21 protein-coding genes are annotated in these 23,020 nt (G+C 35.3%); 7 read left to right on the top strand and 14 right to left on the bottom strand.

What is annotated here, in order from left to right; all coding sequences use genetic code 11:
- Positions 1 to 4: 4 nt before the first annotated feature.
- Positions 5 to 982: a LuxE/PaaK family acyltransferase gene (locus PXD56_RS11705; protein ID WP_276493530.1), complete on the top strand. Its 978-nt coding sequence runs from the start codon at positions 5 to 7 to the stop codon at positions 980 to 982.
- Here PXD56_RS11705 and PXD56_RS11700 read toward each other — a convergent pair.
- The 4 genes from PXD56_RS11700 to tyrS all read right to left on the bottom strand — a co-directional run bounded on the left by PXD56_RS11700 (position 979) and on the right by tyrS (position 3,804).
- Positions 979 to 1,428 carry a hypothetical protein gene (locus tag PXD56_RS11700; RefSeq protein ID WP_276493529.1) on the bottom strand — a complete coding sequence of 150 codons (450 nt, stop codon included), beginning with the start codon at positions 1,426 to 1,428 and terminating at the stop codon, positions 979 to 981. The two genes, PXD56_RS11705 and PXD56_RS11700, sit on opposite strands and share 4 nt — an antisense overlap.
- 69 nt (positions 1,429 to 1,497) lie before the next feature.
- Entirely contained in the window at positions 1,498 to 2,031 is a 534-nt protein-coding gene (locus PXD56_RS11695) for a hypothetical protein (protein ID WP_276493528.1), read from the bottom strand.
- A 67-nt stretch (positions 2,032 to 2,098) separates the two neighbouring features.
- Positions 2,099 to 2,482: a hypothetical protein gene (locus tag PXD56_RS11690; RefSeq protein ID WP_276493527.1), complete on the bottom strand. Its 384-nt coding sequence runs from the start codon at positions 2,480 to 2,482 to the stop codon at positions 2,099 to 2,101.
- Positions 2,483 to 2,511: 29 nt separating this feature from the next.
- The gene (gene tyrS, locus PXD56_RS11685) at positions 2,512 to 3,804 is read right to left on the bottom strand and encodes a tyrosine--tRNA ligase (RefSeq protein ID WP_276493526.1); all 1,293 of its coding nucleotides are present in this window, start codon (positions 3,802 to 3,804) and stop codon (positions 2,512 to 2,514) included.
- A gap of 104 nt (positions 3,805 to 3,908) precedes the next feature.
- Between tyrS and PXD56_RS11680 the strand changes: the two genes are divergently transcribed.
- Positions 3,909 to 4,916, top strand: coding sequence for an NAD-dependent epimerase/dehydratase family protein (locus PXD56_RS11680; RefSeq protein ID WP_276493525.1), 1,008 nt, complete (start codon positions 3,909 to 3,911; stop codon positions 4,914 to 4,916).
- Here the strand turns inward: PXD56_RS11680 and PXD56_RS11675 are convergent.
- Genes PXD56_RS11675 through PXD56_RS11665 form a run of 3 tightly spaced genes read right to left on the bottom strand, consistent with a single transcriptional unit; the run spans position 4,897 to position 7,396 of the window.
- Positions 4,897 to 5,331 carry a DUF4296 domain-containing protein gene (locus PXD56_RS11675; RefSeq protein ID WP_276493524.1) on the bottom strand — a complete coding sequence of 145 codons (435 nt, stop codon included), beginning with the start codon at positions 5,329 to 5,331 and terminating at the stop codon, positions 4,897 to 4,899. The two genes, PXD56_RS11680 and PXD56_RS11675, sit on opposite strands and share 20 nt — an antisense overlap.
- Entirely contained in the window at positions 5,328 to 6,665 is a 1,338-nt protein-coding gene (locus tag PXD56_RS11670; RefSeq protein ID WP_276493523.1) for a dihydroorotase, read from the bottom strand. The genes PXD56_RS11675 and PXD56_RS11670 overlap by 4 nt, the downstream gene beginning before the upstream one ends.
- A 2-nt stretch (positions 6,666 to 6,667) precedes the next feature.
- Entirely contained in the window at positions 6,668 to 7,396 is a 729-nt protein-coding gene (locus PXD56_RS11665) for a polyprenol monophosphomannose synthase (RefSeq protein WP_276493522.1), read from the bottom strand.
- A 134-nt stretch (positions 7,397 to 7,530) separates the two neighbouring features.
- Here PXD56_RS11665 and PXD56_RS11660 point away from each other — a divergent pair, with 134 nt between their 5' ends.
- From PXD56_RS11660 to PXD56_RS11650, 3 genes are read left to right on the top strand one after another with little or no spacing between them, the layout of a single operon-like run.
- Positions 7,531 to 9,204, top strand: a complete 1,674-nt coding sequence (locus tag PXD56_RS11660) for an ArnT family glycosyltransferase (protein ID WP_276493521.1) — start codon at positions 7,531 to 7,533, stop codon at positions 9,202 to 9,204.
- Positions 9,204 to 9,857 carry a DUF4271 domain-containing protein gene (locus PXD56_RS11655; protein ID WP_276493520.1) on the top strand — a complete coding sequence of 218 codons (654 nt, stop codon included), beginning with the start codon at positions 9,204 to 9,206 and terminating at the stop codon, positions 9,855 to 9,857. Before PXD56_RS11660 ends, PXD56_RS11655 begins: the two co-directional genes overlap by 1 nt.
- 8 nt (positions 9,858 to 9,865) lie before the next feature.
- Positions 9,866 to 10,609 carry a uroporphyrinogen-III synthase gene (locus PXD56_RS11650; protein WP_276493519.1) on the top strand — a complete coding sequence of 248 codons (744 nt, stop codon included), beginning with the start codon at positions 9,866 to 9,868 and terminating at the stop codon, positions 10,607 to 10,609.
- 54 nt (positions 10,610 to 10,663) lie between these two features.
- On the opposite strand, the gene pckA is transcribed toward PXD56_RS11650, so the two are convergent.
- The 4 genes from pckA to PXD56_RS11630 form a co-directional block, all read right to left on the bottom strand.
- Positions 10,664 to 12,280 (bottom strand): phosphoenolpyruvate carboxykinase (ATP), encoded by a 1,617-nt coding sequence (gene pckA / locus PXD56_RS11645; protein ID WP_276493518.1) that lies wholly within the window; start codon positions 12,278 to 12,280, stop codon positions 10,664 to 10,666.
- 257 nt (positions 12,281 to 12,537) lie between these two features.
- On the bottom strand, positions 12,538 to 13,665 hold the full coding sequence (locus PXD56_RS11640; protein ID WP_276493517.1) for a glycerate kinase family protein: 1,128 nt from the start codon (positions 13,663 to 13,665) through the stop codon (positions 12,538 to 12,540).
- Positions 13,666 to 15,132 carry an SLC13 family permease gene (locus PXD56_RS11635; RefSeq protein ID WP_276493516.1) on the bottom strand — a complete coding sequence of 489 codons (1,467 nt, stop codon included), beginning with the start codon at positions 15,130 to 15,132 and terminating at the stop codon, positions 13,666 to 13,668.
- Positions 15,133 to 15,193: 61 nt separating this feature from the next.
- Positions 15,194 to 15,586 carry a DUF423 domain-containing protein gene (locus tag PXD56_RS11630; RefSeq protein WP_276493515.1) on the bottom strand — a complete coding sequence of 131 codons (393 nt, stop codon included), beginning with the start codon at positions 15,584 to 15,586 and terminating at the stop codon, positions 15,194 to 15,196.
- Between the two features lie 81 nt (positions 15,587 to 15,667).
- Here PXD56_RS11630 and PXD56_RS11625 point away from each other — a divergent pair, with 81 nt between their 5' ends.
- Positions 15,668 to 17,041 carry a saccharopine dehydrogenase family protein gene (locus PXD56_RS11625; protein ID WP_276493514.1) on the top strand — a complete coding sequence of 458 codons (1,374 nt, stop codon included), beginning with the start codon at positions 15,668 to 15,670 and terminating at the stop codon, positions 17,039 to 17,041.
- Between the two features lie 152 nt (positions 17,042 to 17,193).
- Positions 17,194 to 17,664 (top strand): Lrp/AsnC ligand binding domain-containing protein, encoded by a 471-nt coding sequence (locus PXD56_RS11620; protein ID WP_027065872.1) that lies wholly within the window; start codon positions 17,194 to 17,196, stop codon positions 17,662 to 17,664.
- A gap of 52 nt (positions 17,665 to 17,716) precedes the next feature.
- On the opposite strand, the gene PXD56_RS11615 is transcribed toward PXD56_RS11620, so the two are convergent.
- The 3 genes from PXD56_RS11615 to PXD56_RS11605 all read right to left on the bottom strand — a co-directional run bounded on the left by PXD56_RS11615 (position 17,717) and on the right by PXD56_RS11605 (position 22,992).
- Positions 17,717 to 18,412, bottom strand: a complete 696-nt coding sequence (locus PXD56_RS11615; protein WP_276493513.1) for a zinc metallopeptidase — start codon at positions 18,410 to 18,412, stop codon at positions 17,717 to 17,719.
- A 135-nt stretch (positions 18,413 to 18,547) separates the two neighbouring features.
- Complete coding sequence (gene ald, locus PXD56_RS11610; RefSeq protein WP_276493512.1) at positions 18,548 to 19,648, bottom strand: alanine dehydrogenase; 1,101 nt, start codon at positions 19,646 to 19,648, stop codon at positions 18,548 to 18,550.
- Positions 19,649 to 19,905: 257 nt separating this feature from the next.
- Complete coding sequence (locus tag PXD56_RS11605) at positions 19,906 to 22,992, bottom strand: leucine--tRNA ligase (protein WP_276493511.1); 3,087 nt, start codon at positions 22,990 to 22,992, stop codon at positions 19,906 to 19,908.
- Positions 22,993 to 23,020 lie beyond the last annotated feature (28 nt).

Raw genomic sequence — 23,020 nt, 5'->3', positions numbered from 1 at the left:
GTACATGGAGCAAAATGCTATTTTTAATATACAAACAGAAGAGGATTTTCTAACCCAAGCATTGCGTATATTTAAATTTCAATACGATAATAACCAGGTATACCAATCTTTCTGCTCTTATTTTAATACTGACCCAAATACCGTTCATACCTTAGAACAAATTCCTTTTTTACCTATTGAATTCTTTAAATCTAAAGATGTTCTTAGTACTATAGCTACACCCCAGATAACATTTACCAGTAGTGGAACCACAGGTAGTGAAACCAGCAAACATTTTGTTACCGATCTAAGCCTTTATGAACAGAGTTATTTGACTGCTTTTAAACACTTTTACGGTGATATTAAGGATTATTGTGTATTAGCACTTTTACCTTCTTATTTAGAACGCACAGGGTCTTCTTTGATTTATATGGCAGATGATTTAATTAAAAAATCTAATCACCCAGAAAGTGGTTTCTTTTTAAATGAATATGAACAATTGCACCAACTACTTCTTAAACTTCAAAGAACAAATACCAAAATATTAATCATTGGCGTTTCTTTTGCCTTATTAGAGTTTACCGAAAAATACAACATGTCTTTACCTAACGCTATTGTTATGGAAACTGGCGGTATGAAAGGAAGAAGAAAAGAAATTGTACGTCAAGAATTACATGAGCTATTATCAAAAGGGTTTGGTGTACAAAAAATACATTCAGAATACGGAATGACAGAGCTACTTTCTCAAGCTTATTCTAAAGGCAACGGAGTTTTTGACTGCCCTACTTGGATGAAGATTCTAGTACGCGACACAGAAGATCCTTTAAGCTATTTAAACAATGGTAAATCTGGCGGAATCAATGTTATAGATTTGGCAAACATAAATTCCTGTTCTTTCATCGCCACTCAAGATTTAGGAAAAATTAACCAAGATGGCACTTTTGAAATTATAGGCAGATTCGATAATTCTGATATTAGAGGGTGTAATTTAATGGTGCTTTAATTCTTGGTAAGTTGATAATCCAATCCAGGACCATCGCAAGCTATCCATAGACTTGACATCACTGTAGAACTTCTGTAGATTAAAAGCTCTTTACTATCACCTGTACAGTTGCCCGCTAATTCATTTTCGGTTTCAAAAGTAAGTTCTAAATAGTGATTGAGGTCATTATCATATTCTACGACCTCAAAAGTACCGGTAGCCTCAGTAACTTCTTCGTCAACAGTTCTAGATTTTACAAAAGTACCTTCTGGAGAGAAGATATAATATTCTTGCCACTCCATATCTAAACCCGTAGTTTCTGAATTCTGAAAATTGCCAGACATTTGAGTTAGTTCCCATTTTTGTTCGGAGAACACGAATTGAGTAGACTCTAATCCGTAATCATCATCATTTGCACAAGAAGCAAGAAACACCAAAAATAGGAACAACGCAGAATATCTTTTCATAGAACCAAGTCTTTTAACTAGTTACAAGATACCCAACCACTAAAATAGTTGCGTTAAGTCAATATTAAATTATAATCCTAAGATTTTAGCATCTACAAAAAAGGTAGAATTTACTTCCAACTCATGATCCGTACTCATTAACTCATCGGTAACAGTATTCAATCTTAAGCTAAATTCATCTTTTTTAATGTACTCTTTTAAATCAGTATCAGAGGTATCTAAAGTAATTACATTACCTGCATCTTCAGGGACTTCTTCTAAGTATGCAATTTTAATTTCTTCTAAATCATCGGCAGAAATATATACTTCTATCGAATTCAAAAAACTAAAATCAGCACCATCTGGTGAGATAATGACCATTTCCAATTCAGTCAATTTAATCTCTTCAATAAGATCTTTTCTGGTATCGTTGACTTCAAAAGTAGACTCTGAATTTGTCTCTACTTCAGGAGTAAAAACATCAAAAGGCAAATCAATCCCTGCAGAAGAAGGTATGGTAGCGCGTTGGCTATATTCCATATCAAATTTTGTCAACTCATCAAGCTTATCACAAGCTGTAAACAATGCAAAAAAACAAGCAATGGCGATATACTTTTTAAACATAATTAGGGTTTTAAATTAGCAAACGCCTTTCTGCAAGAAATATTTTTAAAATTAATCGAAATTTATTCTATCTATTAAATACGAAAGTAACCTCATCATCAGCAATATCAGGGTTGTCTTCATACGTAAGTGTCAATTGATCACCTCTTGTCTCGAAAAAAAATACAGCACCATCAGAAAAATTAATCCTATTGACTTGACCACCATAAAAATGTTCTCCATTTTCTCTAAAAAAAACATATTCGCTTTTATTGGAAACTGTGACCATACTCTTGCTTGAATCAAAATTAATTGTAGTCAAAGAAAAATCTACATCTTCCTCAAAACTACAATAACAAGCAACGTTAGAGAGTGTCCAGTCGCCTTCTAAAGCAAGATCCTCTATTACGCGGTCGTCATCACTACAAGAAATAAATAACAAAAATAGTATTGCTACAAATTGAAACTTCATAAAATAAACCTGTTTTAAATACAATCTAACTAGTTAAATACCAATACAAAATAGTTTTTCTTACCTCTTTGTAATAAGACAAATTTATCATTGATCAAATCATCTGCAGTAATTAAAAAGTCCTCTTTAACTTTCCCTTTATTTACTGAAATGGAGTTCTGCTTTAACTCTCTTCTTGCCTCTCCGTTAGAGCCTAAAAAGTTAGTTTTAGCAGCTAATGCACCAATCATATCAAGACCATCTGTTAATTCAGATTTTGAAAGTTCTGCTTGTGGTACGCCATCAAAAATTTCTAAAAAGGTTTTTTCATTCAACCCTTTTAAATCTGAAGCCGTAGATTTTCCGAATAAAATTTGACTGGCTTTTACCGCATTGTCCAAATCTTCTTGTGAATGCACCATTACCGTAATCTCGTCTGCCAATCTCTTCTGTAGCAACCTTAAATGTGGAGCTTCTTTATGCTCTTTTATTAAATCTTCAATTTCTTGTTGACCTAAAAATGTAAATATCTTTATGTATTTATCTGCATCTTCATCTGACGTATTCAACCAATATTGGTAGAACTTATAAGGTGATGTTCTTTCTGCATCTAACCAAACATTACCACCTTCGGTCTTACCAAATTTAGTACCATCTGCTTTTGTAATTAACGGACACGTTAATGCATACCCTTTACCACCGGCAATTCTTCTGATCAATTCAGTTCCTGTAGTAATATTACCCCACTGATCACTACCGCCCATTTGAAGGCTACAGTTGTTCTCACGGTATAAGTGAAGAAAATCATAACCTTGTACCAATTGATAGGTGAATTCGGTAAATGACATACCTTCTTTAGCTTCAGATGAAAGACGTTTTTTTACCGAGTCTTTCGACATCATGTAGTTCACTGTAATATGCTTACCTACATCTCTAATAAATTCCAAGAAAGAGAAATTCTTCATCCAGTCATAATTATTGACCAAAACCGCCGCATTCTCTTCATTTCCAGAAAAATCTAAAAATCGAGATAACTGCTCTTTTAGGGCATTTTGATTATGACGAAGCGTTTTTTCATCAAGTAAGTTACGCTCTGCAGATTTACCAGATGGATCACCGATCATACCTGTAGCACCACCTATTAAAGCATATGGTTTGTGCCCTGCCAATTGAAAATGACGAAGCATCATTACCCCTACCAAATGACCTATATGTAAAGAATCTGCAGTTGGATCAATACCTACATAAGCAGACTGCATACCTTCTAATAAATGTTCTTCTGTACCTGGCATTGCATCGTGCAACATTCCTCGCCATTGTAACTCCTTGACAAAATTTGTCATCTCTTCCTGAATTTTAATTGAATTGCAAATATAAATGGAATTCTTGCCAGTACACAGTAGATTAAAGCATGAATTTATCCACCTGTATTCCCTAAATTTGAATTATGGTATTAGTTACAGGAGGCACAGGGTTGGTGGGGTCGCATTTGCTACTGAAATTAACAATGAACAATACAAAGGTCAGGGCTTTGTATAGAACTGAAGACAAGCTTGTTCAGGTAAAAAAAATATTTTCTTATTACTCTGATAACTCTGAAACTCTATTTAACCTGATTGACTGGGTACAGGGTGATATTTTAGATATACCTTCTTTAGAAAATGCAATCCAAGGTATTACCAATGTTTATCATTGTGCCGCCTATATTTCTTTTAATCCGTCAGATTTTAAAAAGCTTGAACGCATAAACCGTGAAGGCACTGCCAATATTGTAAATATCTGCATTGCAAATAAAGTCGATAAATTGTGCCATGTAAGTACCATTGGTGCTATAGGAAGAACGACAAATGGTGCATTAGCTGATGAAGAAACCGAATGGACACGCCAAAATGCCAACCCTTATGCTATTACAAAACAACTTGCCGAAATGGAAGTTTGGCGTGGTACTCAAGAAGAATTAAACGTGGTCATCGTAAACCCTGGTGTTATTCTTGGTCCAGGATTTTGGAATAGTGGTAGTGGCTCTTTTTTCAAAACCGCGGCAAAAGGATATCAATACTACCCACCAGGCGGATCAGGTTTTGTTACCATTAATGACGTTACCAACATTATGATCGCCCTTATGAATTCTGATATTTATAACGAACGATTTATTCTGGTAGCCGAAAATTTAACCTACCAACAAATATTGGAAAAAATAGCTTTGTCGATGAACAAAAAACCACCGACGAAATCTTTGAAATTCTGGCAATTATATATTGGAAAGATTGCAGACAGACTAAGAAATCTTATAACCGGTAGTCCAAGAACAATCACAAAAAATACCATTTACGGACTAAAACATCCAACCACATTTAGCAATGATAAAATCAAAAATGCTTTAGGTATGGCGTTTGAGAGTTTAGAAGATCAAATAAAATTTTCTTCCAAACTCTTTATTTCTGAACGTTTTTAGTGGCTACAGAATCTTTCTTTTTAATATCAATGTCCTTTTTAGATTTCTCAGCTACACTTAAGCTATCTCTAACTTTTTTCTCTGCCTCTAATGCCAAACGTTGCTCCTCTAACTCAGCCTCAACTTTTTTGTACATATTCTCATATCGTAAAGGTTTAGAGGCATAGTACCTGTCGCTATCCACAAACTGGGCACTATCTATTTTAAATTTATTGAATATAAAATTTGTTGGCTCTACCCCATTTTCCCTAAGCTTACCCAAATTAGTAGCTTTTGCAGCATTAACAATAGCCATTTCTTTAATAATAGATACCATTTTATCTTCTGGTATTAAATTATCGGGCTTTTCTATTAATTCTTCTGCACACGATGTTACCAATAACAGTACAGTTACTAAAAGTAATAAGTGCTTCATGGTCTATTGAATGTTAGCCTTTTTGCATTTCGTTTTTCAGAAAACTCTCCGTTACTGTAGCCTAAATGTCCGTTTATGAACGTATGTACCACTTTAGATGAAAATGTAGTATCCTCAAAAGGAGACCATTTACATTTATAAGCAATATTCTCTTTGGTCACCGTCCAAGAATTATTTAAATCTGCCACTACCAAATCTGCATAATAACCTTCACGAATATATCCACGCTTTTCTATTTGAAATAGTATTGCCGGATTATGACACATCTTCTGTACCATTTTCTCTAAGGTAATCCTACCTTCTTTCACCTTCTCTAACATTGCATTTAATGCATGTTGCACCAACGGTCCGCCAGATGGAGCCTTTGTATATACATTGTCCTTCTCCTCCAATAAATGAGGTGCGTGATCGGTTGCAATAACATCTATCCTATCGTCCAACAGCGCATCCCAAAGCATGTCTCTATCTTTAGCCGTTTTTACTGCCGGATTCCATTTTATCAAAGTTCCTTTATTTGCATAATCGGCATCAGAAAACCAAAGGTGATGTATACACACCTCTGCTGTAATTTTCTTTTGTTCTAACGGAATATCATTACGGAACAAGTTTGTTTCTTTTCCGGTGGATAAATGAAATACATGTAATCTAGCACCTGTTTTCTTAGCTAAAGCAATTGCCCTAGACGAAGAAAGATAACAAGCCTCTTCACTTCTTATGATTGGATGCAATTCTACAGGAATATTATCTCCATACTTAGCCTTGTACTTAGCCAAATTTTCACGAATGGTGGTTTCATCTTCACAATGGGCAGAGATGACCATTTCAGTATTACTAAATATATTCTCTATTACCTTTTCATCATCTACCAACATATTCCCCGTAGAAGAACCTAAAAACAACTTGATACCTGAACAAGCGTTTTTATCCAACCTCTTTAATTCCTCTAAATTATCATTGGTACCACCAAATAGAAAAGAATAGTTGGCAAATGCAGAATCTGCTGCTGTAGCAAACTTCTCTTCTAATTTTTCTATTGTTGTTGTTTGCGGTGTTGTATTGGGCTGCTCCATAAATGTAGTAATACCACCCGCAAGTGCCGCTCTACTTTCTGTTGCAATGGTACCTTTATGGGTAAGACCCGGTTCTCTAAAATGAACTTGATCATCTATAATACCCGGCAATATATGTTTCCCAGAAATATCAATAACCTCTGCATCTGCATCAGAAATATCTTTGCCTATTTTAGCAATAACATCATCAACAATTAGAATATCACTTTCTTGTGTTACTCCCTCGTTAACGATTATTCCGTTTTTCAATAAAATTTTACCCATAACTAAAACTTATTTTTTAAAAATAGACTTCTCATTTTCATAACAAATACGCCCCAAATAGCCTCACTTATAATTGATGAACTCATTTTAGATTTTCCTAATACTCGATCTCTAAAAATAATAGAAACTTCTTCTATTTTAAAATGCTTTAAGTGTGCCCTAAACTTCATTTCTATCTGAAATGCATAACCTACAAAACGAACAGAATCTAAATTTACAGCTTCTAACACTTTTCTTTTATAACACACAAAACCTGCAGTAGGATCATCTACGCGCATACCGGTAATTAGCTTTACATAAATAGAAGCCCCATAAGACAATAATACCCTATGTAATGGCCAATTTACAACGTTTACCCCTTTTTTATACCTTGAACCTACAGCTAAATCAGCACCATTTTCACAAGCTTTCAACAGTCGTAATAAATCTGACGGCGTATGTGAAAAATCAGCGTCCATTTCAAAAATATAGTCGTACGCTTTGGCTATGGCCCATTTAAAACCATGAATATAAGCTGTACCTAATCCTGATTTTTCTAATCTAGTTTCTAAAAATAATTTATCCTTGAACTCTTCTTGAAGTCCACGAACGCAGTCCCCTGTTTTGTCTGGCGAATTATCATCTACGATGAGTACATGAAATTCTTTCTGCAAATCAAATACCGCACGAATTATAGCCTCTACATTCTCAATTTCGTTATACGTAGGTATGATTACGATACTACTAGACATATGTTATTTATAGGTGTTTTGACAAAAGTAAGGTTTTAATAATCGTTTAAAATGGGCAACAATATCTTTATGAAATTTTTAAAATAGTTAGCTCCCCTTAAATTTGTAATTTTGCCATTTAGTAACCTATGCAAATGTTGACTAAAATACCAAAGCAGTTTTATTATTTTTTAGCTGTCATATTCATTTTAAATCTTATTCAATCTAGTTTTACGCAACTCATTTTTGATGAAGCCTATTACTGGTATTACAGTCAAAACATGGCGTGGGGCTATTTTGACCACCCGCCTATGGTGGCTCTTTTAGTGAAAATCAGCAGCTTTTTTTTTAATGGTGAATTAGGCGTACGGTTTATGAGCTGCATACTATCTGCCATTAATATTATGCTTCTTTGGTTAATGATAGACAACCCCAAGAAGAACGACTATATCAAACATTTTTTTGTATTGGTTTTCTCAATGACCTTGCTAAATGCCTATGGTTTTTTCACATTGCCAGATACCCCATTGCTATTTTTTACAAGTTGCTTTTTGCTTACCTACAAGCATTTCATAAAAAAACCGACCGCAAGTTTAGCTGTTCTTTTAGGTATAATTATGGCTGCATTAATGTACAGTAAGTACCATGCCGTGCTTGTTATATTTTTTGTATTACTATCTAACCTTAAACTTATTACCAACAAATATGCTTGGCTTGCAGTAATAATTGCATTATGCTGTTATTCGCCGCATTTTTATTGGCTATACGAAAATGACTTTGTATCTATAAAATATCATTTATATGAACGTCCTAACGGCGCATATAAGTTTGAAAAATACACATTAGGGTTCTTGGTGAATTTGGTTGCCATTTTTGGATTGACTTTTCCGTTTATATACAAAGCTTTATTTAAAACGAAAGGAAACGACTTGTTCAACAAAGCGCTTATCTATCTCACATATGGAGTATTGATTTTCTTTTTCGTTTCAAGCTTTAATAGAAGGGTACAAACACAGTGGATTATTATTGTTTGCATACCTCTAGTAATTATCGCTTTTAACTACATGCTACAAAACAAGCAGGCTTTAACTTGGATTTTTAGATTAGGACTCATTAACACGGTTCTAATTATTTATTTAAGAATGGGACTTGTTTATCAACCGTTACTTTTTAATTTTTATTATGAAAGTCACGGTAACAAAGAATGGGCAGAAGCTATTCAGGAAGAAGTAGGGAATATACCAGTGGTTTTTGAAAACTCGTATAGAAATGCACCAATGTATTCTTTTTATACTGATGCTACGCCTACCTTTTCCCTAAACAACTTCATGTATCGTAAAAACCAATACTCAATTAATGATTCTGAAGAGCAAGTTCGTGGTAAAGACGTAGCATATGTGTCTAAATATTTAAACAACCCAACTTTTACCTACACAAGAGAAGATGGCGGTCTTTATAAAGGCAAGTATATTTCTAATTTTCAATCGTATCGAAAATTAGATTGTATTATTGAAGATACACCTGTGACCTTAAATACTGAGGAACAAATTGAACTTGAGGTCTACAATCCTTACATTAAAGCTATTGATCTTAAAAAATTGAAATTTGCAGTAAGTTATATGGACAACTACAAAATTCCACAAGAAACGCTGCGGATGACACCAGAACCAATCCATTCTGGAACTACGTTCTTAAAACAACAAGACACTACTCATTTTATATTTAAGCTCCCAAAGACAAAAAAGGAAAACATTGGTTACTTTAGAGTAGTAATTTCTGAAAACGACCTATTATATGGTTTAAACGGAAAAGCAATTCGTATAAACTAATGGAACCTATTTCAAGAACTTTTGAGCAAACCGATTGGATTACCATAACACTTGTGGTTAGTTTGTTATTTCCACTAATCGCCAAAAGCATCTATTACCCTAGGTTTTTAAACTTTGTAATCTTACCTTTTAACAACAAGTACATAACCATGTACACTAAAAAAGAAAAGCTATTTAATTGGTTTCACTTTCTAATGAGTGTGTTTCAAATCATAAATACAACGTTATTTCTTTTTTTTATTTGGAGAGCATACCTAAATCCTACCGAAGCAAAAAACCCATATATTTTTCCCTTACTTCTTGCAGGTGTTTTCTTATTTATAACTGCGAAAACAATGTCTCAGTTAGTAAATGGTTTCATATTCAACTCTTATAACACCTTTAATGAGTTGATTTTTAAGAAACTAACATATTTAAATTACGCAGGTATCGTTTTATTTATTGCCAATATATTTTTAGCATATGTTTTTATAGACTCAGAAATTGTGATAACTATTGCACTAATTCTCTTTGCCGCTATTAATATAATTGGTTGGATAACAGTACTCAGGAATTATCAAAAATTCATAAGCACCTATTTTTTCTATTTTATTTTGTACCTTTGCGCACTCGAAATTGCACCCTTAGTTATTATGGGAAGCTTTCTAAAATAGCGCAACATATGAAAGTAAAAACGATTTTGGTCTCTCAACCGGAACCAAAAATGGAAAACTCCCCCTATTCCAAGTTGATCGACAAAGAGAAAGTAAAGGTTGATTTTAGACCGTTCATTCATGTAGAAGGAGTTGACGCAAAAACTGTGCGACAGCAAAAAATAGATTTGAATGATTTTACTGCTATTATCTTAACAAGTAGAAATGCAGTAGATCATTTCTTTAGAATTGCAGACGAAATGCGATTTAAAGTTCCAGATTCTATGAAGTACTTCTGCCAATCAGAAGCGGTAGCCTATTACCTTCAAAAATACGTCGTTTACAGAAAACGTAAAATATACGTAGGTAAAAGATTATTTACAGATTTAGTACCATTGATCAAGAAATACAAAGACGAAAAATTCTTACTTCCTTCTTCAGATGTGCTTAAACAAGATGTTCCCGATACTTTAGATTCTTTAAGTATTAATTGGAAAAGAGCTATTTTTTACAAAACCGTAATTAGTGATCTTTCCGATCTTCGTAATGTATATTATGACATTTTGGTATTTTTTAGTCCATCAGGAATTGAATCTTTATTGCAAAATTTTCCAGATTTTGATCAAAAGGACACTAGAATTGCAGTATTTGGAAACTCTACAGTAGACGCAGCAACAGATGCCGGTTTACGTATAGACATTAAAGCACCAACACCAGAAACGCCTTCTATGACTATGGCGTTACAGAAATATATTATAAGCGTAAACAAATAAAACGCACAATAACGATATAAAAAAAGCCTTGCAATGCAAGGCTTTTTTATTGTCTTAAAATGCGTACCGTTGCGGTCCGCCTCTTCTTATTTCTTCACTGGCATAACTTTCAAATTTCTTGAAATTTTCCCTGAAGGCATTTGTTAACTTAAATGCAGTGTTATAATATTTCTCATCGTCGTTCCAAGTGGCTCTAGGACTAAGTACCGAAGTTGGTACACCAGGACACTCCCTTGGCTGTGCAACACCGAAAACAGAATGAATATGGTATTTATCATAAGAATACAAACCTAAATCTCCATTAAGAGCTGCTGAGATCATTGCTCTAGTATACTTTAGCTTCATTCGCGTTCCAATGCCATAAGGTCCGCCTGTCCACCCTGTATTCACAAGCCAAACATCTACACCAGATTCTTTCATTTTCTTGCTCAACATTTCAGCATACTTTGTTGGATGCAATGGCATAAATGGCGCACCAAAACAAGCTGAAAATGATGGTACAGGTTCTACAACACCTGCTTCTGTACCTGCTACTTTAGCCGTATAACCAGATATAAAGTGATATGCAGCCTGACTAGGTGTAAGCTTAGAAATTGGAGGCAGCACACCAAAAGCATCTGCCGTTAAAAAGAAAATATTTTTGACATTCTTACCAATAGATGGTTGTTGAATATTATCTATATGATGAATTGGGTAACTAACTCTTGTATTTTGGGTTATAGAAGTATCTGCAAAATCAACATTGCCTTTATCATCTAAAACTACATTTTCAAGTATTGCACCTGGTTTTATAGCTCCATAAATTTCAGGTTCTTGCTCTTCAGATAAATTTATCACCTTGGCATAACAACCTCCTTCAAAATTGAAAACGGTATTCCTACTCGTCCAGCCATGCTCATCATCACCGATTAATTTTCTATTTGGGTCTGTTGACAAGGTTGTTTTTCCTGTTCCAGATAATCCAAAAAAGATTGCAGTATCGCCATCTTTACTAACGTTAGATGAACAGTGCATTGGCAAGGTTTCCTTGTAAACTGGTAAAATAAAGTTCAATGCAGAAAAAATACCTTTTTTGATTTCTCCCGTATATCCTGTACCGCCTATTAATGCAATTTTATCCGTAAAGTTTAAGATTGCAAAATTATGCTGTCTTGTACCATCTACCGCTGCATCGGCCATAAAACCTGGCGCATTGATAACGGTCCATTCTGGCGTAAAGTCTTCTAACTCTTTCTCCGTAGGTCTTAAAAACATATTATAAGCAAACATATTTGACCAAGGATATTCATTGATCACACGAATATTCAACTTATAATCTTCGTCAGCACAGGCATAACTATCCCTAACAAAAAGTTCTTTCTCGTTTAAATAACTGATTACCTTAGTATATAAGGCATCAAACTTTTCCTTTTCAAATGGAATATTTATATCTCCCCACCAAATTTTATCTTTGGTTATATCATCTTTTACGATAAACCTATCTTTGGGGGATCTACCTGTAAATTCACCAGTATTGACAGCAAGTGTTCCATTGCTAGTTTCAACTCCCATATCCATTTCTAGAGTGGCTTTTTGGAGATTTTCCGGTGTTTCCTGATAATGAAAATTGGCGTGTGTAATCCCGTAGTTTTCTAGGGATATGGTATTCGCATTTGTCATTGAGCTTTTCATGCTTTAGAAAATTTGTTCGTGTAAAACTAAAAAAATAAAAGCTGAACCACTGATTTTCAATGCTCAATTAGCGCCATTTCTCGTCGAAATACGAATTCAATTAAAGAATCGCCATAAACAAAAAATATTCGCAGACACTTTATTCCTTTTAATACACATTATAAGGAGATAACGCATTTTAAATACATTATTGTTATTTAGGGCTTAAAATTTTAAGAAATAAATAAAAAAAGAGCCATTTTTTTGATAGCCAATTTTTACATTTTAGAGAAATATTCAGCCGTTTTTGTAGTTAAAAGCAGGGCTGCGTGCTTCATATTATGCTCAAGATCTTTATGCTCATCCTTAATATCGAATACATCAAAAACACCTATCTTTTTTAAATCTTTTTTAGAGATTTCTAACGTTCCGCAAATGGCAATGACAGGAATTTCATATTCCTTACCCAAAGCTATTACACCTTGTAATAATTTACTATTTAGATTTTGCTCATCAATTTTACCCTCACCGGTAATAATATAATCAAAACTCTCCTCATCCAATATTTCCCGTAAACCAGATAATTTCAAAATAAAATCCATAGCACCTAAGAACTCTGCATTTAAAAAGGTTTTTAAGCCAAAAGCAGCTCCACCTCCGGCACCAGCACCCGGTACATCATTATAGTACACATTATATTTATCTGAAACTACCTTGTTCAATCGTATCAAACCTTTATTCAGCTCCGCAATGACCTCATCTGTAGCTCCCTTATACTTAGCATATACATAAGCTGCTCCATTTTTACCGAATAGCGGATTGATTACATCATGAACCGTATAAAATTTCACCTGCTTTACTTTTTCAGACACATGTGAATCATCAATAGACCTAATTAATTGTAGACTTGAGCCAAGCGGCGGCAACACCTCTCCTTTTTCATTTAAAAAAATATAACCTAAAGCATTTGCAATACCAATACCACCATCGTTTGTAGCACTTGCACCTAGCCCTACATAAATATGCTTTACACCTTTTTCAACAGCATCTTTAATTTCAATACCCGTACCATATGTAGTGGTCAACATGGGATTACGCTCATCATAAGGCAATAATTCAAGACCAGAAGCATTTGCTAATTCTATATATGCCGAATTATCTTCTTGGCTGTATAAATAATAGGACCTAATGGGTTCTCTTAGCGGATTCTCACTAATTACCTCCACCGAAATACAGGGCTTATATTTTCCAATCACTTTCAAAAAGCCCTCTCCACCATCCGTTGCTTTAATAAATCGGGAGGTAAAAGGCACGCCCGATTTCTTCATACCATCAACAAAGGCATTAGCAAATGATTCACTTGTTAAGGAACCATCAAATTTATCCGGAATAAGTAATAGCTTCATCTATTTAAATTTCTGGGGGAAACTATTTATAGTAATATCCCATAACTCTGGGAGTACAAAATATACAAAAAAGGTTAATATAATAATAGAAATAATATTCATAAAGAAGCCCTTACCCACCATATCTGGTATTCTTAGGTATCCTGAACCAAAGACTACGGCATTTGGCGGCGTAGCAACCGGCAGCATAAAAGCACATGATGCAGCAACCGCAGCACCAACCATCAAAACAAATGGGTGCACATCTATAGTCAACGCCATTGGTGCCAATACTGGTAGTAACATTGCCGTAGTTGCAAGGTTAGATGTAATTTCAGTAAGAAAATTTACCGCTGCTATCAGCACTAAAATTAAAATAATTATTGGCAATCCAGACAGCGATGTCATTTGACCGCCGATCCATACCGCCAGCCCACTAACCTCAAAACCTTTCGCCAAAGCCATACCACCACCAAATAAAAGAATGATTCCCCATGGCATTTTAACGGCTTCCTCCCAATTAATAAGTTGCTCTCCTTTTTTCTTTGACGGAATCAAGAACAATACAATAGCAAAAAATATAGCAATGATAGTATCATCTAAGCCAGGTAATATCTTTTGCAATAGAAATGAACGTGTGATCCAACAAAATGCGGTTAACGCAAATACAAATGCCACTACTTTCTCTTCATATGAAATTTTGCCAAGGTTGGTCAAAAGACGTTTAATTTCTTGTTTACCACCCGGAAAAGATTTCTGCTTAAAAGTAAAGGCGTACTTGGTCAAATATTTCCAACAAATAAAAATTAGAATAATAGATATGGGCAAACCAAAGGCAAACCATTGTATAAAGGTAATTTCATAACCATAAGTATCTAAAACCACACCTGCCAAAACTAAATTTGGCGGCGTACCTATCAATGTTGCCACGCCACCTATAGATGCGCTATAAGCTATTGCCAACATTAATGCCTTACCAAAAGTTTGGTTTTCATCTTCCACAGTATCCGGATTATCCTGTAATTGCTTTATGATCGCCAAACCTATTGGCAACATCATAACAGAAGTTGCCGTATTGGAAATCCACATAGAAAGAAATGCGGTCGCCATCATAAAACCAAGAATAATCTTTCTAACATCTGAACCTATTAGGTTGATAATATTTAAGGCTATTCTTCTGTGCAGGTTCCATTTTTCTATGGCGATGGCAATAATGAAACCACCCATATAGAGAAATACATATTTATGACCAAAAGATCCAGAGGTAGATGATAAATCCAATCCGCCAGAAAGCGGAAATAACACTAATGGCAATAATGCCGTTACTGCAATGGGTATTGCTTCGGTAATCCACCAAATTGCAATCCATATCGTAGAAGCCAAAACAGCATTTGCTTGTTCTGAAAGTCCGTCCGGATGAAAAAATAAAAGAATGATTACAAATGAAAGAGGACCCAAGACTAGTCCTAAAAATTTTGTTTTAGTCATGAAAATGCCATTGATGCGTTGAAAATACGCTATTTATACGCTCAATTGATTTATTAGACCGCTATTTTATAAATTTTGATTTTATTATTCCATAACCCATAATTGCCCAAGCTCCTATTAAGAACAAACCACCGATCGGAGTGACTATACCGAACATTTTAAAGTCAAAAGCTACCAATGAATTTAATGATAGCAGATAAATGGAAAATGAAAATAGCACAACACCAACTACCGTACATATATAAATAGTTTTCTTAGATTTTACGTACTCAAGAGGCAATAACCCAAGCGCAAACAAGAAAAAGGCATGGTACATTTGGTAGCGTACACCTGTCTCAAAAGTGGCTACAGATTGCGCATCAACTAAATTTTTTAAACCATGTGCTCCAAAGGCACCGAACACCACAGCTAACATTCCAAGAAGACATGCAGTAGCTAAAATTGTTTTTTCCATAACTTTTACGATAAGTTTTTTTATAAATGTAACAATTTGATACCTTAGTAAATCGTTACCAATCAAAAATACTGAAATCGTATGATGCGAAAAATTCTTGTTATAGGCGCAGGTAAATCAACCTCCTATTTATTAGATTATTTATTAAAAAAAGCGAAAGCCGAAAAATTAGAAATCACTATTGGCGATATCAATCCGGCTGGTATTCCATCTTCCATTGCCGAACATGCGCATTGCACTGTAATAGCTCTTGATATTTTTGATGATGCCGCAAGACAAAAAGCAATAGAAAATACCGATATCGTAATTTCAATGCTCCCTGCCCGTTTTCATATTAAGGTTGCCAAAGATTGTGTTCGCCTTAAAAAGCATTTGGTTACGGCATCGTACGTTAGCTCAGAGTTACTTGAACTTGATGAAAAGGTAATAGAAGCGGGACTAGTTTTTATGAACGAAATAGGCTTAGATCCCGGAGTAGACCACATGAGTGCCATGCAAGTGATTGATCGCATACGTGATAAAGGTGGAAAAATAATATTGTTCGAATCTTTCTGCGGTGGTCTTGTTGCTCCTGAACATGACAACAACCTCTGGAACTACAAATTCACTTGGAACCCAAGAAACGTAGTTCTTGCCGGGCAAGGCGGCACAGCCAAATTCATACAAGAGGGCACATATAAGTACATACCTTATCACCGTTTGTTTAGGCGTACAGAATTTTTTGAAATTGAAGAATATGGCCGTTTTGAAGGATATGCCAATCGCGATTCCTTGAATTATCGTGAAGCATACAAATTACAGGATGCATTGACCATTTATAGAGGCACCATGCGCCGCGTAGGGTTTTCCAAAGCCTGGAACATGTTTATACAATTAGGGGCTACAGATGATTCTTATTCAATAGAAAACTCAGAAAATATGAGTTATCGCGAATTTATAAATCTATTTCTACCTTATTCACCAACAGATTCTGTTGAACTAAAACTTAGACATTACCTAAAATTAGATCAAGACGATATCCGTTGGGATAAATTACTAGAATTGAACATTTTTGACCAAAATAAATTCATCGGTATCTCAAATGCCACACCCGCCCAAGCACTTCAGAAAATTCTTGAAGACAGCTGGACGCTAAAAGCAGACGAGAAAGATATGATCGTTATGTACCATAAATTTGGATATGAACTGAATGGTGAAAAAAAACAAATAGATTCTAAACTAGTTGTTACAGGGGAAAACCAAACCTTTACAGCTATGGCAAAAACAGTAGGGCTACCCGTTGCTATGGCGGCTTTAAAAATACTGAATAAAGAAATTACTACGCCTGGGGTACAAATACCTACTACAAAAGAAGTGTACGAACCTATATTGAAAGAACTTGAAGATTACGGAGTCAACTTCAAGGAATACGATATACCGTACTTAGGATACAATCCTAATTCTGTAGTCAACTAGTATATTTTAACTAACAGATTGAAACCAAATAAGTACATTTATGTTTTAATTCCTCATTGAGGGTTTAATTACTCAAGGCTTGCCTTAAAATGACATATATATTTATAAGCATACCTCAGACACTTAGACCGGGGTAATTGATTTGAGAAAACATGAAAACACCTACTTCTTTGGCTAAAATTGACGGAATCGATAAAAAAATCTTACGATTTTTAATGGAAGATGCCCGTAAACCAGTACTTGAAATTGCAAGAAGTATTGGAATTTCCGGTGCTGCCATTCATCAACGTTTAAGAAAACTAGAAGCATCAGGATTATTGTCTGGTTCCAAGTTCATTGTCAACCCTAAATCTTTGGGGTATACCACTATGGCATACATCGGTATTTATCTTGACAAGGCAATGAGCAACCCCATGGCCGTGAAGCAGCTTGAAAAAATACCCGAAGTTTTGGAATGCCACTACACTACAGGCAATTGGTCTATTCTAATTAAAGTGCTATGTAGAGATAATGAACATTTAATGCAGGTATTAAATAAAGAAATACAAGCCATAGAAGGGGTTTCAAGAACAGAAACTTTTATTTCTTTAGCCCAACAAATTGACAGACAAATAAGTATATAAAAAAAACCTTCCCAAATTGGGAAGGTTTTTTTTATTCAATATTAGCTTAAACTTAATCTCTACCACCAAAAACTTGAAGTCCCCAGTACACTAAAGTTGCCAATGAACCAATTGCAGCTACCAAATAGGTACGTGCAGCCCATTTTAATGCATCCTCAGAACCTTTATATTCTTCTGGTGTAACTATATTTTTATTCTTCAACCATGCCAATGCTCTATTACTAGCATCATATTCTACTGGCAGCGTTACAAAACTGAACAAAGTTGCCATACCCATCATTACCAGACCGGCAACGGCTACCCAATAACCAAAACCAACTCCGGCAGCGGCACCTAATGCCAAACCACCAAATACGACCCACATAGACATGCTAGATGTTACACTAACTATAGGTACCAATTTTGAACGCATACCTAACCATTGGTAAGCTTGCGCGTGTTGTACGGCGTGCCCAACCTCATGTGCAGAAACTGCTGCTGCAGCTGCATTTCGTTGATTATACACCCCTTCACTTAAATTTACAGTTTTGTTAGCAGGGTTGTAATGATCGGTAAGCATACCTGGTGTAGAAACTACTTTTACATCTCTAATACCATGATCGGCCAACATTTTTTCCGCAATCTCCGCACCACTCATTCCATTTTGCAAATGTACTTTAGAGTAATGCTTGAATTTACTTTTTAATTTACTGCTCACTAACCAGCTGACCAAAGCAATTGCTCCGATCAATATATAATATCCCATCATAATGTTTCAATTTTTAAATCGATTAAATATACTAAAGATTCCCACTTTTTTAAGAATCTATTGTTATAAAAGCAAAAACCCCGCCAAATTCCTTTCGGATATGGCGAGGCATATTTTATTGACAAAATGTACAGATTAAGCAACTATCTCTTCCCAACCAAAGGCTTCAATAATTTCTTGATACACTACATTTCCTTCTACTATATTTAATCCTTTCTTTAAAGGTGCATCTTTTTCACATGCTTCTTCCCAACCCAAATTAGCAAGCTTTAACGCATAGGGCAACGTTACATTCGTTAAAGCCATAGTTGACGTATAAGGTACAGCACCCGGCATATTTGCTACCGAATAATGAACCACGTCATCAATAATATAAATAGGATCTTCATGTGTGGTAGGCTTGGTAGTTTCTACACATCCGCCTTGATCCACAGCAACATCGACAATTACAGTTCCAGGTCTCATTTCTTTCAACATGTCTCTTGTAATCAAATTTGGAGCTTTAGCTCCTTTTAATAAAACACCACCAATAATAAGATCATGTGTTTTTATAAGTCTTCTAATATTAAACTCATTTGAAAATTCAGTTACTACATGTGGTGGCATTACATCGTTTGCATAACGCAAACGCTTCATATTCACATCTAATATAGTTACATGAGCCCCTAAACCTGCTGCCATTTTAGCAGCTTGTATACCCACAACACCGGCACCTAACACCAAAACTTTGCCCGGGGCCACACCTGGCACACCACCTAATAACACTCCACGGCCTTTTACAGGTTTTTCTAAATATTTAGCACCTTGTTGTATGGCCATTCTACCGGCAACTTCTGACATTGGCGTTAAAAGTGGCAATGTTCCTTCTTCATCCTCTACCGTTTCATATGCTATGCAAACCGCTTTTTGCTTGATCATTGCCTTGGTCAATGCCTCACTTGACGCAAAATGGAAATATGTAAATAGTATTTGACCTTCCTGTATTAAATTATACTCTTCTGCAATAGGCTCTTTTACTTTTACGATCATTTCGCTCATAGCATATACTTGACCAATAGTATCTAGTATTACAGCACCTGCCTGTTGATAATCTTGATTAAAAAAACCACTTCCTTCACCAGCACCTGATTGTACATATACTTTGTGGTTGTTCTTTACCAATTCGAAAACTCCGGCCGGTGTCATACCTACCCTGCTTTCATTGTTCTTAATTTCTTTTGGAATACCAACAATCATGATTTATCATTTAATGTTACATTGCAAAATTGAAACTAATTAATAACATATCAAACATTAATTCGACAAAACACAGGGGTATTGTGTTATAATTATCATTTTATCACAAACATACCCTAATTTTTTAGGGGGTATATTTCATTTTTATATTAATTTTTAAATTATACCCCTCAATTTAACCATAACCTTGATAAATAATTAATGCAAAAAAAAGAGGCAATTCTCATTGCCTCTTTTCCAGTTATACTATTTAAGAGTTAACCAACAATATTTACAATTTTACCAGGTACTACAATCACCTTTTTAGGAGTACGCCCTGCCAATTGTTGTTGGGTTTTTTCATGTGCCATGACCGCAGCCTCTATTTCATCTTTACTTAAATCTAAGGACAACTGCATGGTAAATTTCATTTTACCGTTAAAGGAAATAGGATATTCTTTATCACTTTCTTTGATATACTTTTCTTCAAATTTTGGAAAAGGTGCCGTTGCAATAGAATCTGAATGACCCAATTTGCTCCACAACTCTTCCGCAATATGTGGCGCATATGGCGATACCAATATTGCCAATGGCTCCAACACTTTTCTGCTGACACATTTTTGAGCTGAAAGTTCATTTACACAGATCATGAAAGTAGATACCGATGTATTAAAACTGAAGTTTTCAATATCCTCTTCTACTTTTTTAATAGTCTTATGCAATGTTTTCCAAGATTCTTTAGATGGTTCTTCTCCACTTCGGCTACGCTCAGCGATCGCGGTTTCATCTAAAAATGGCGTGTACAATTTCCACAATTTCTTTAAGAAACCATGTGCTCCCGTAATACCTGCCGTATTCCAAGGTTTAGATTGCTCTAACGGACCTAAGAACATTTCATACAAACGCAGACTGTCTGCACCATATTCTTCACAAATAGCATCTGGATTTACTACGTTGTATTTGGATTTGGACATTTTTTCGACTTCGCGACCTACAATGTATTTGTCATTCTTTTCTTGAATAATTCTACCTGTCTCACCAATCAAAATAGCATTTTTATATTCACTTCTCCATTTTTTAAAAGATTCGACGTCTAATTCATCAGAACCATTAACCATAGATACATCAACATGAATAGGTATTGCGAAATTTTTACCCAAATCCAATTCGACACGTATTATTTCAGTTTTAGGAAACCTCTTTTGCGCAACCTCTTCTAACTTATTCAGTATCCCTTTTACCTCATCAATTAACTCCTTAAAATCATCAGGATTCTCAGAATGAACAAGTTTATTTCTAACACTTTTAGAAATAAAAATTTGATTATTATTTATCAACTCGGAATGAAACTTTACAATTTCATCTTTACTATAATGTTCATCAGCTTGAGTTATTTCCCATAGCACTTTATAAACAAAAGCACTAGTCCCAGTAATCATTCCTTGATTAATAAGTTTTTTAGCAAACTCATCTTTAGGCACCAAACCTTTATCAAACATGAATTTTTGCCAGAAACGAGAATACAATAAGTGACCTGTTGCGTGCTCGCTACCACCTATATATAAATCTACATCTTGCCAGTAATCAATAGCATCTTTAGAAAATATCTCTTCATTATTATGTGGATCCATGTACCTATTAAAGTACTGTGAACTACCTGCCCAACCTGGCATGGTGTTCAATTCAAGAGCCCCACCTAGCCTCCCCGAAGGGGAGGAATTATTAAACTCTTCTTCAGATACCACTTTGCCTTCATCGCCATATTGCAACCAATGCCATTCTTTTGCATTACCCAATGGTGGTTCACCGGTTTCCGTAGGTAAATATTTATCAACCTCTGGCAATTCTAAAGGCAAGAATTTTTTATCCAACATTTGCGGCATACCGTCTACATAATACACCGGGAAAGGTTCTCCCCAATATCTTTGGCGACTAAAAACAGCATCGCGTAAACGGTAATTTATTTTACCTTCTCCGTGTCCTATTTTCTCCAGTTCATAGATTGCTAATTTCATAGCTTTCTTATACGGTAATCCGTTCAAGAAATCAGAATTGGCAATAACCGTTTTTTCCTTGTCAGCAAAAGCTTCTTCAGAAATATCCACACCTTCAAATATGTTAGGGATATCTATATCAAAATGTTTTGCAAAATCATAATCGCGCTGATCACCACATGGCACGGACATTACAGCACCTGTACCATAACCCGCCAACACATAATCACCGATCCAAATTGGAATAGGTTCTTTTGTAAAAGGGTGCTCTGCATAAGCGCCTGTAAATGCACCAGAAATGGTTTTTACATCTGCCATACGATCACGCTCACTACGTTTTGCTGTTGCCTCAATATATGCTTCTACCTCAGCTTTCTGCTCTGCGGTAGTAATTTCACTTACTAATTCATGCTCTGGCGCCAAGGTCATAAACGACACTCCAAAGATAGTATCAGGCCTTGTCGTAAATACTTCTATTTTTTCATCATGCCCCTTTACATTAAATACCGCCGAAGCTCCTTGTGAACGACCTATCCAATTCGTTTGTGAATCTTTTAATGGCTGTGGCCAATCTATTTTTGCCAAACCATCTAATAAACGTTGTGCATATGCAGAAATACGCATACTCCACTGGGTCATTTTTTTACGAACAACCGGGTGACCACCACGTTCTGACACTCCGTTTACTATTTCGTCATTAGCCAATACCGTACCTAACGCCGGACACCAGTTTACTTCAGTATCCGCCAAGTACGTTAATCTATATTGTAATAATATTTCTTGTTTTTTAACATCAGAAAAAGCATTCCAATCATCTGCGGAAAACGATATGATATCATCGTCACAAACGGCGTTTACATTAGCATTTCCATCCGAAGAAAATTTAGAAATCAAAGTTTCTATATCTTCTGCCTTATCAGAATCTTTATTGTACCAAGAATTGAAAATCTGAATAAATATCCATTGTGTCCATTTATAATATTCAGGACTAGAAGTACGCACCTCTCTGCTCCAATCAAAAGAGAAACCTAGTTGATCTAATTGTCTACGGTAGGTTTTTACGTTAGCTGCGGTAGTAACTGCGGGATGTTGACCTGTTTGTATAGCATATTGCTCTGCAGGCAAACCAAAAGAATCATACCCTTGTGGGTGCAATACATTAAAACCTTTATGCCTTTTGTAGCGCGCATAAATATCACTGGCAATATACCCTAAAGGATGCCCAACATGGAGCCCCGCACCAGAAGGATAAGGAAACATATCCAGCACATAGAACTTTTCTTTTTCAGAATCGTTCTCCGCTTTAAATGTTTGATTTTCTGCCCAGTATTTTTGCCATTTGGCTTCAATTTCGTTGAAATTGTATTGCATGATATTTACTTCTTTTCTGTAAGTCGCA

Origin of the sequence: Maribacter zhoushanensis (genome assembly GCF_029350975.1) — a bacterium.
GTDB lineage: Bacteria > Bacteroidota > Bacteroidia > Flavobacteriales > Flavobacteriaceae > Maribacter > Maribacter zhoushanensis.
The sequence above is the reverse complement of the archived record's forward strand: the minus strand, read 5'-3'. Positions and strand labels throughout refer to the sequence as shown.

Excerpts from the sequence above, each read along its gene's own strand:
- PXD56_RS11605 (WP_276493511.1), bottom strand. The coding sequence starts at position 22,992 with ATGCAATACAATTTCAACGAAATTGAAGCCAAATGGCAAAAATACTGG.
- pckA (WP_276493518.1), bottom strand. The coding sequence starts at position 12,280 with ATGAAAAGCTCAATGACAAATGCGAATACCATATCCCTAGAAAACTAC.
- tyrS (WP_276493526.1), bottom strand. The coding sequence starts at position 3,804 with ATGACAAATTTTGTCAAGGAGTTACAATGGCGAGGAATGTTGCACGAT.
- PXD56_RS11695 (WP_276493528.1), bottom strand. The coding sequence starts at position 2,031 with ATGTTTAAAAAGTATATCGCCATTGCTTGTTTTTTTGCATTGTTTACA.
- PXD56_RS11705 (WP_276493530.1), top strand. The coding sequence starts at position 5 with ATGGAGCAAAATGCTATTTTTAATATACAAACAGAAGAGGATTTTCTA.
- PXD56_RS11665 (WP_276493522.1), bottom strand. The coding sequence starts at position 7,396 with ATGTCTAGTAGTATCGTAATCATACCTACGTATAACGAAATTGAGAAT.
- PXD56_RS11655 (WP_276493520.1), top strand. The coding sequence starts at position 9,204 with ATGGAACCTATTTCAAGAACTTTTGAGCAAACCGATTGGATTACCATA.
- PXD56_RS11640 (WP_276493517.1), bottom strand. The coding sequence starts at position 13,665 with ATGAAGCTATTACTTATTCCGGATAAATTTGATGGTTCCTTAACAAGT.
- PXD56_RS11620 (WP_027065872.1), top strand. The coding sequence starts at position 17,194 with ATGAAAACACCTACTTCTTTGGCTAAAATTGACGGAATCGATAAAAAA.
- PXD56_RS11670 (WP_276493523.1), bottom strand. The coding sequence starts at position 6,665 with ATGGGTAAAATTTTATTGAAAAACGGAATAATCGTTAACGAGGGAGTA.
- PXD56_RS11625 (WP_276493514.1), top strand. The coding sequence starts at position 15,668 with ATGATGCGAAAAATTCTTGTTATAGGCGCAGGTAAATCAACCTCCTAT.
- ald (WP_276493512.1), bottom strand. The coding sequence starts at position 19,648 with ATGATTGTTGGTATTCCAAAAGAAATTAAGAACAATGAAAGCAGGGTA.
- PXD56_RS11630 (WP_276493515.1), bottom strand. The coding sequence starts at position 15,586 with ATGGAAAAAACAATTTTAGCTACTGCATGTCTTCTTGGAATGTTAGCT.
- PXD56_RS11650 (WP_276493519.1), top strand. The coding sequence starts at position 9,866 with ATGAAAGTAAAAACGATTTTGGTCTCTCAACCGGAACCAAAAATGGAA.
- PXD56_RS11690 (WP_276493527.1), bottom strand. The coding sequence starts at position 2,482 with ATGAAGTTTCAATTTGTAGCAATACTATTTTTGTTATTTATTTCTTGT.
- PXD56_RS11635 (WP_276493516.1), bottom strand. The coding sequence starts at position 15,132 with ATGACTAAAACAAAATTTTTAGGACTAGTCTTGGGTCCTCTTTCATTT.
- PXD56_RS11660 (WP_276493521.1), top strand. The coding sequence starts at position 7,531 with ATGTTGACTAAAATACCAAAGCAGTTTTATTATTTTTTAGCTGTCATA.
- PXD56_RS11700 (WP_276493529.1), bottom strand. The coding sequence starts at position 1,428 with ATGAAAAGATATTCTGCGTTGTTCCTATTTTTGGTGTTTCTTGCTTCT.
- PXD56_RS11615 (WP_276493513.1), bottom strand. The coding sequence starts at position 18,412 with ATGATGGGATATTATATATTGATCGGAGCAATTGCTTTGGTCAGCTGG.
- PXD56_RS11675 (WP_276493524.1), bottom strand. The coding sequence starts at position 5,331 with ATGAAGCACTTATTACTTTTAGTAACTGTACTGTTATTGGTAACATCG.
- PXD56_RS11680 (WP_276493525.1), top strand. The coding sequence starts at position 3,909 with ATGGTATTAGTTACAGGAGGCACAGGGTTGGTGGGGTCGCATTTGCTA.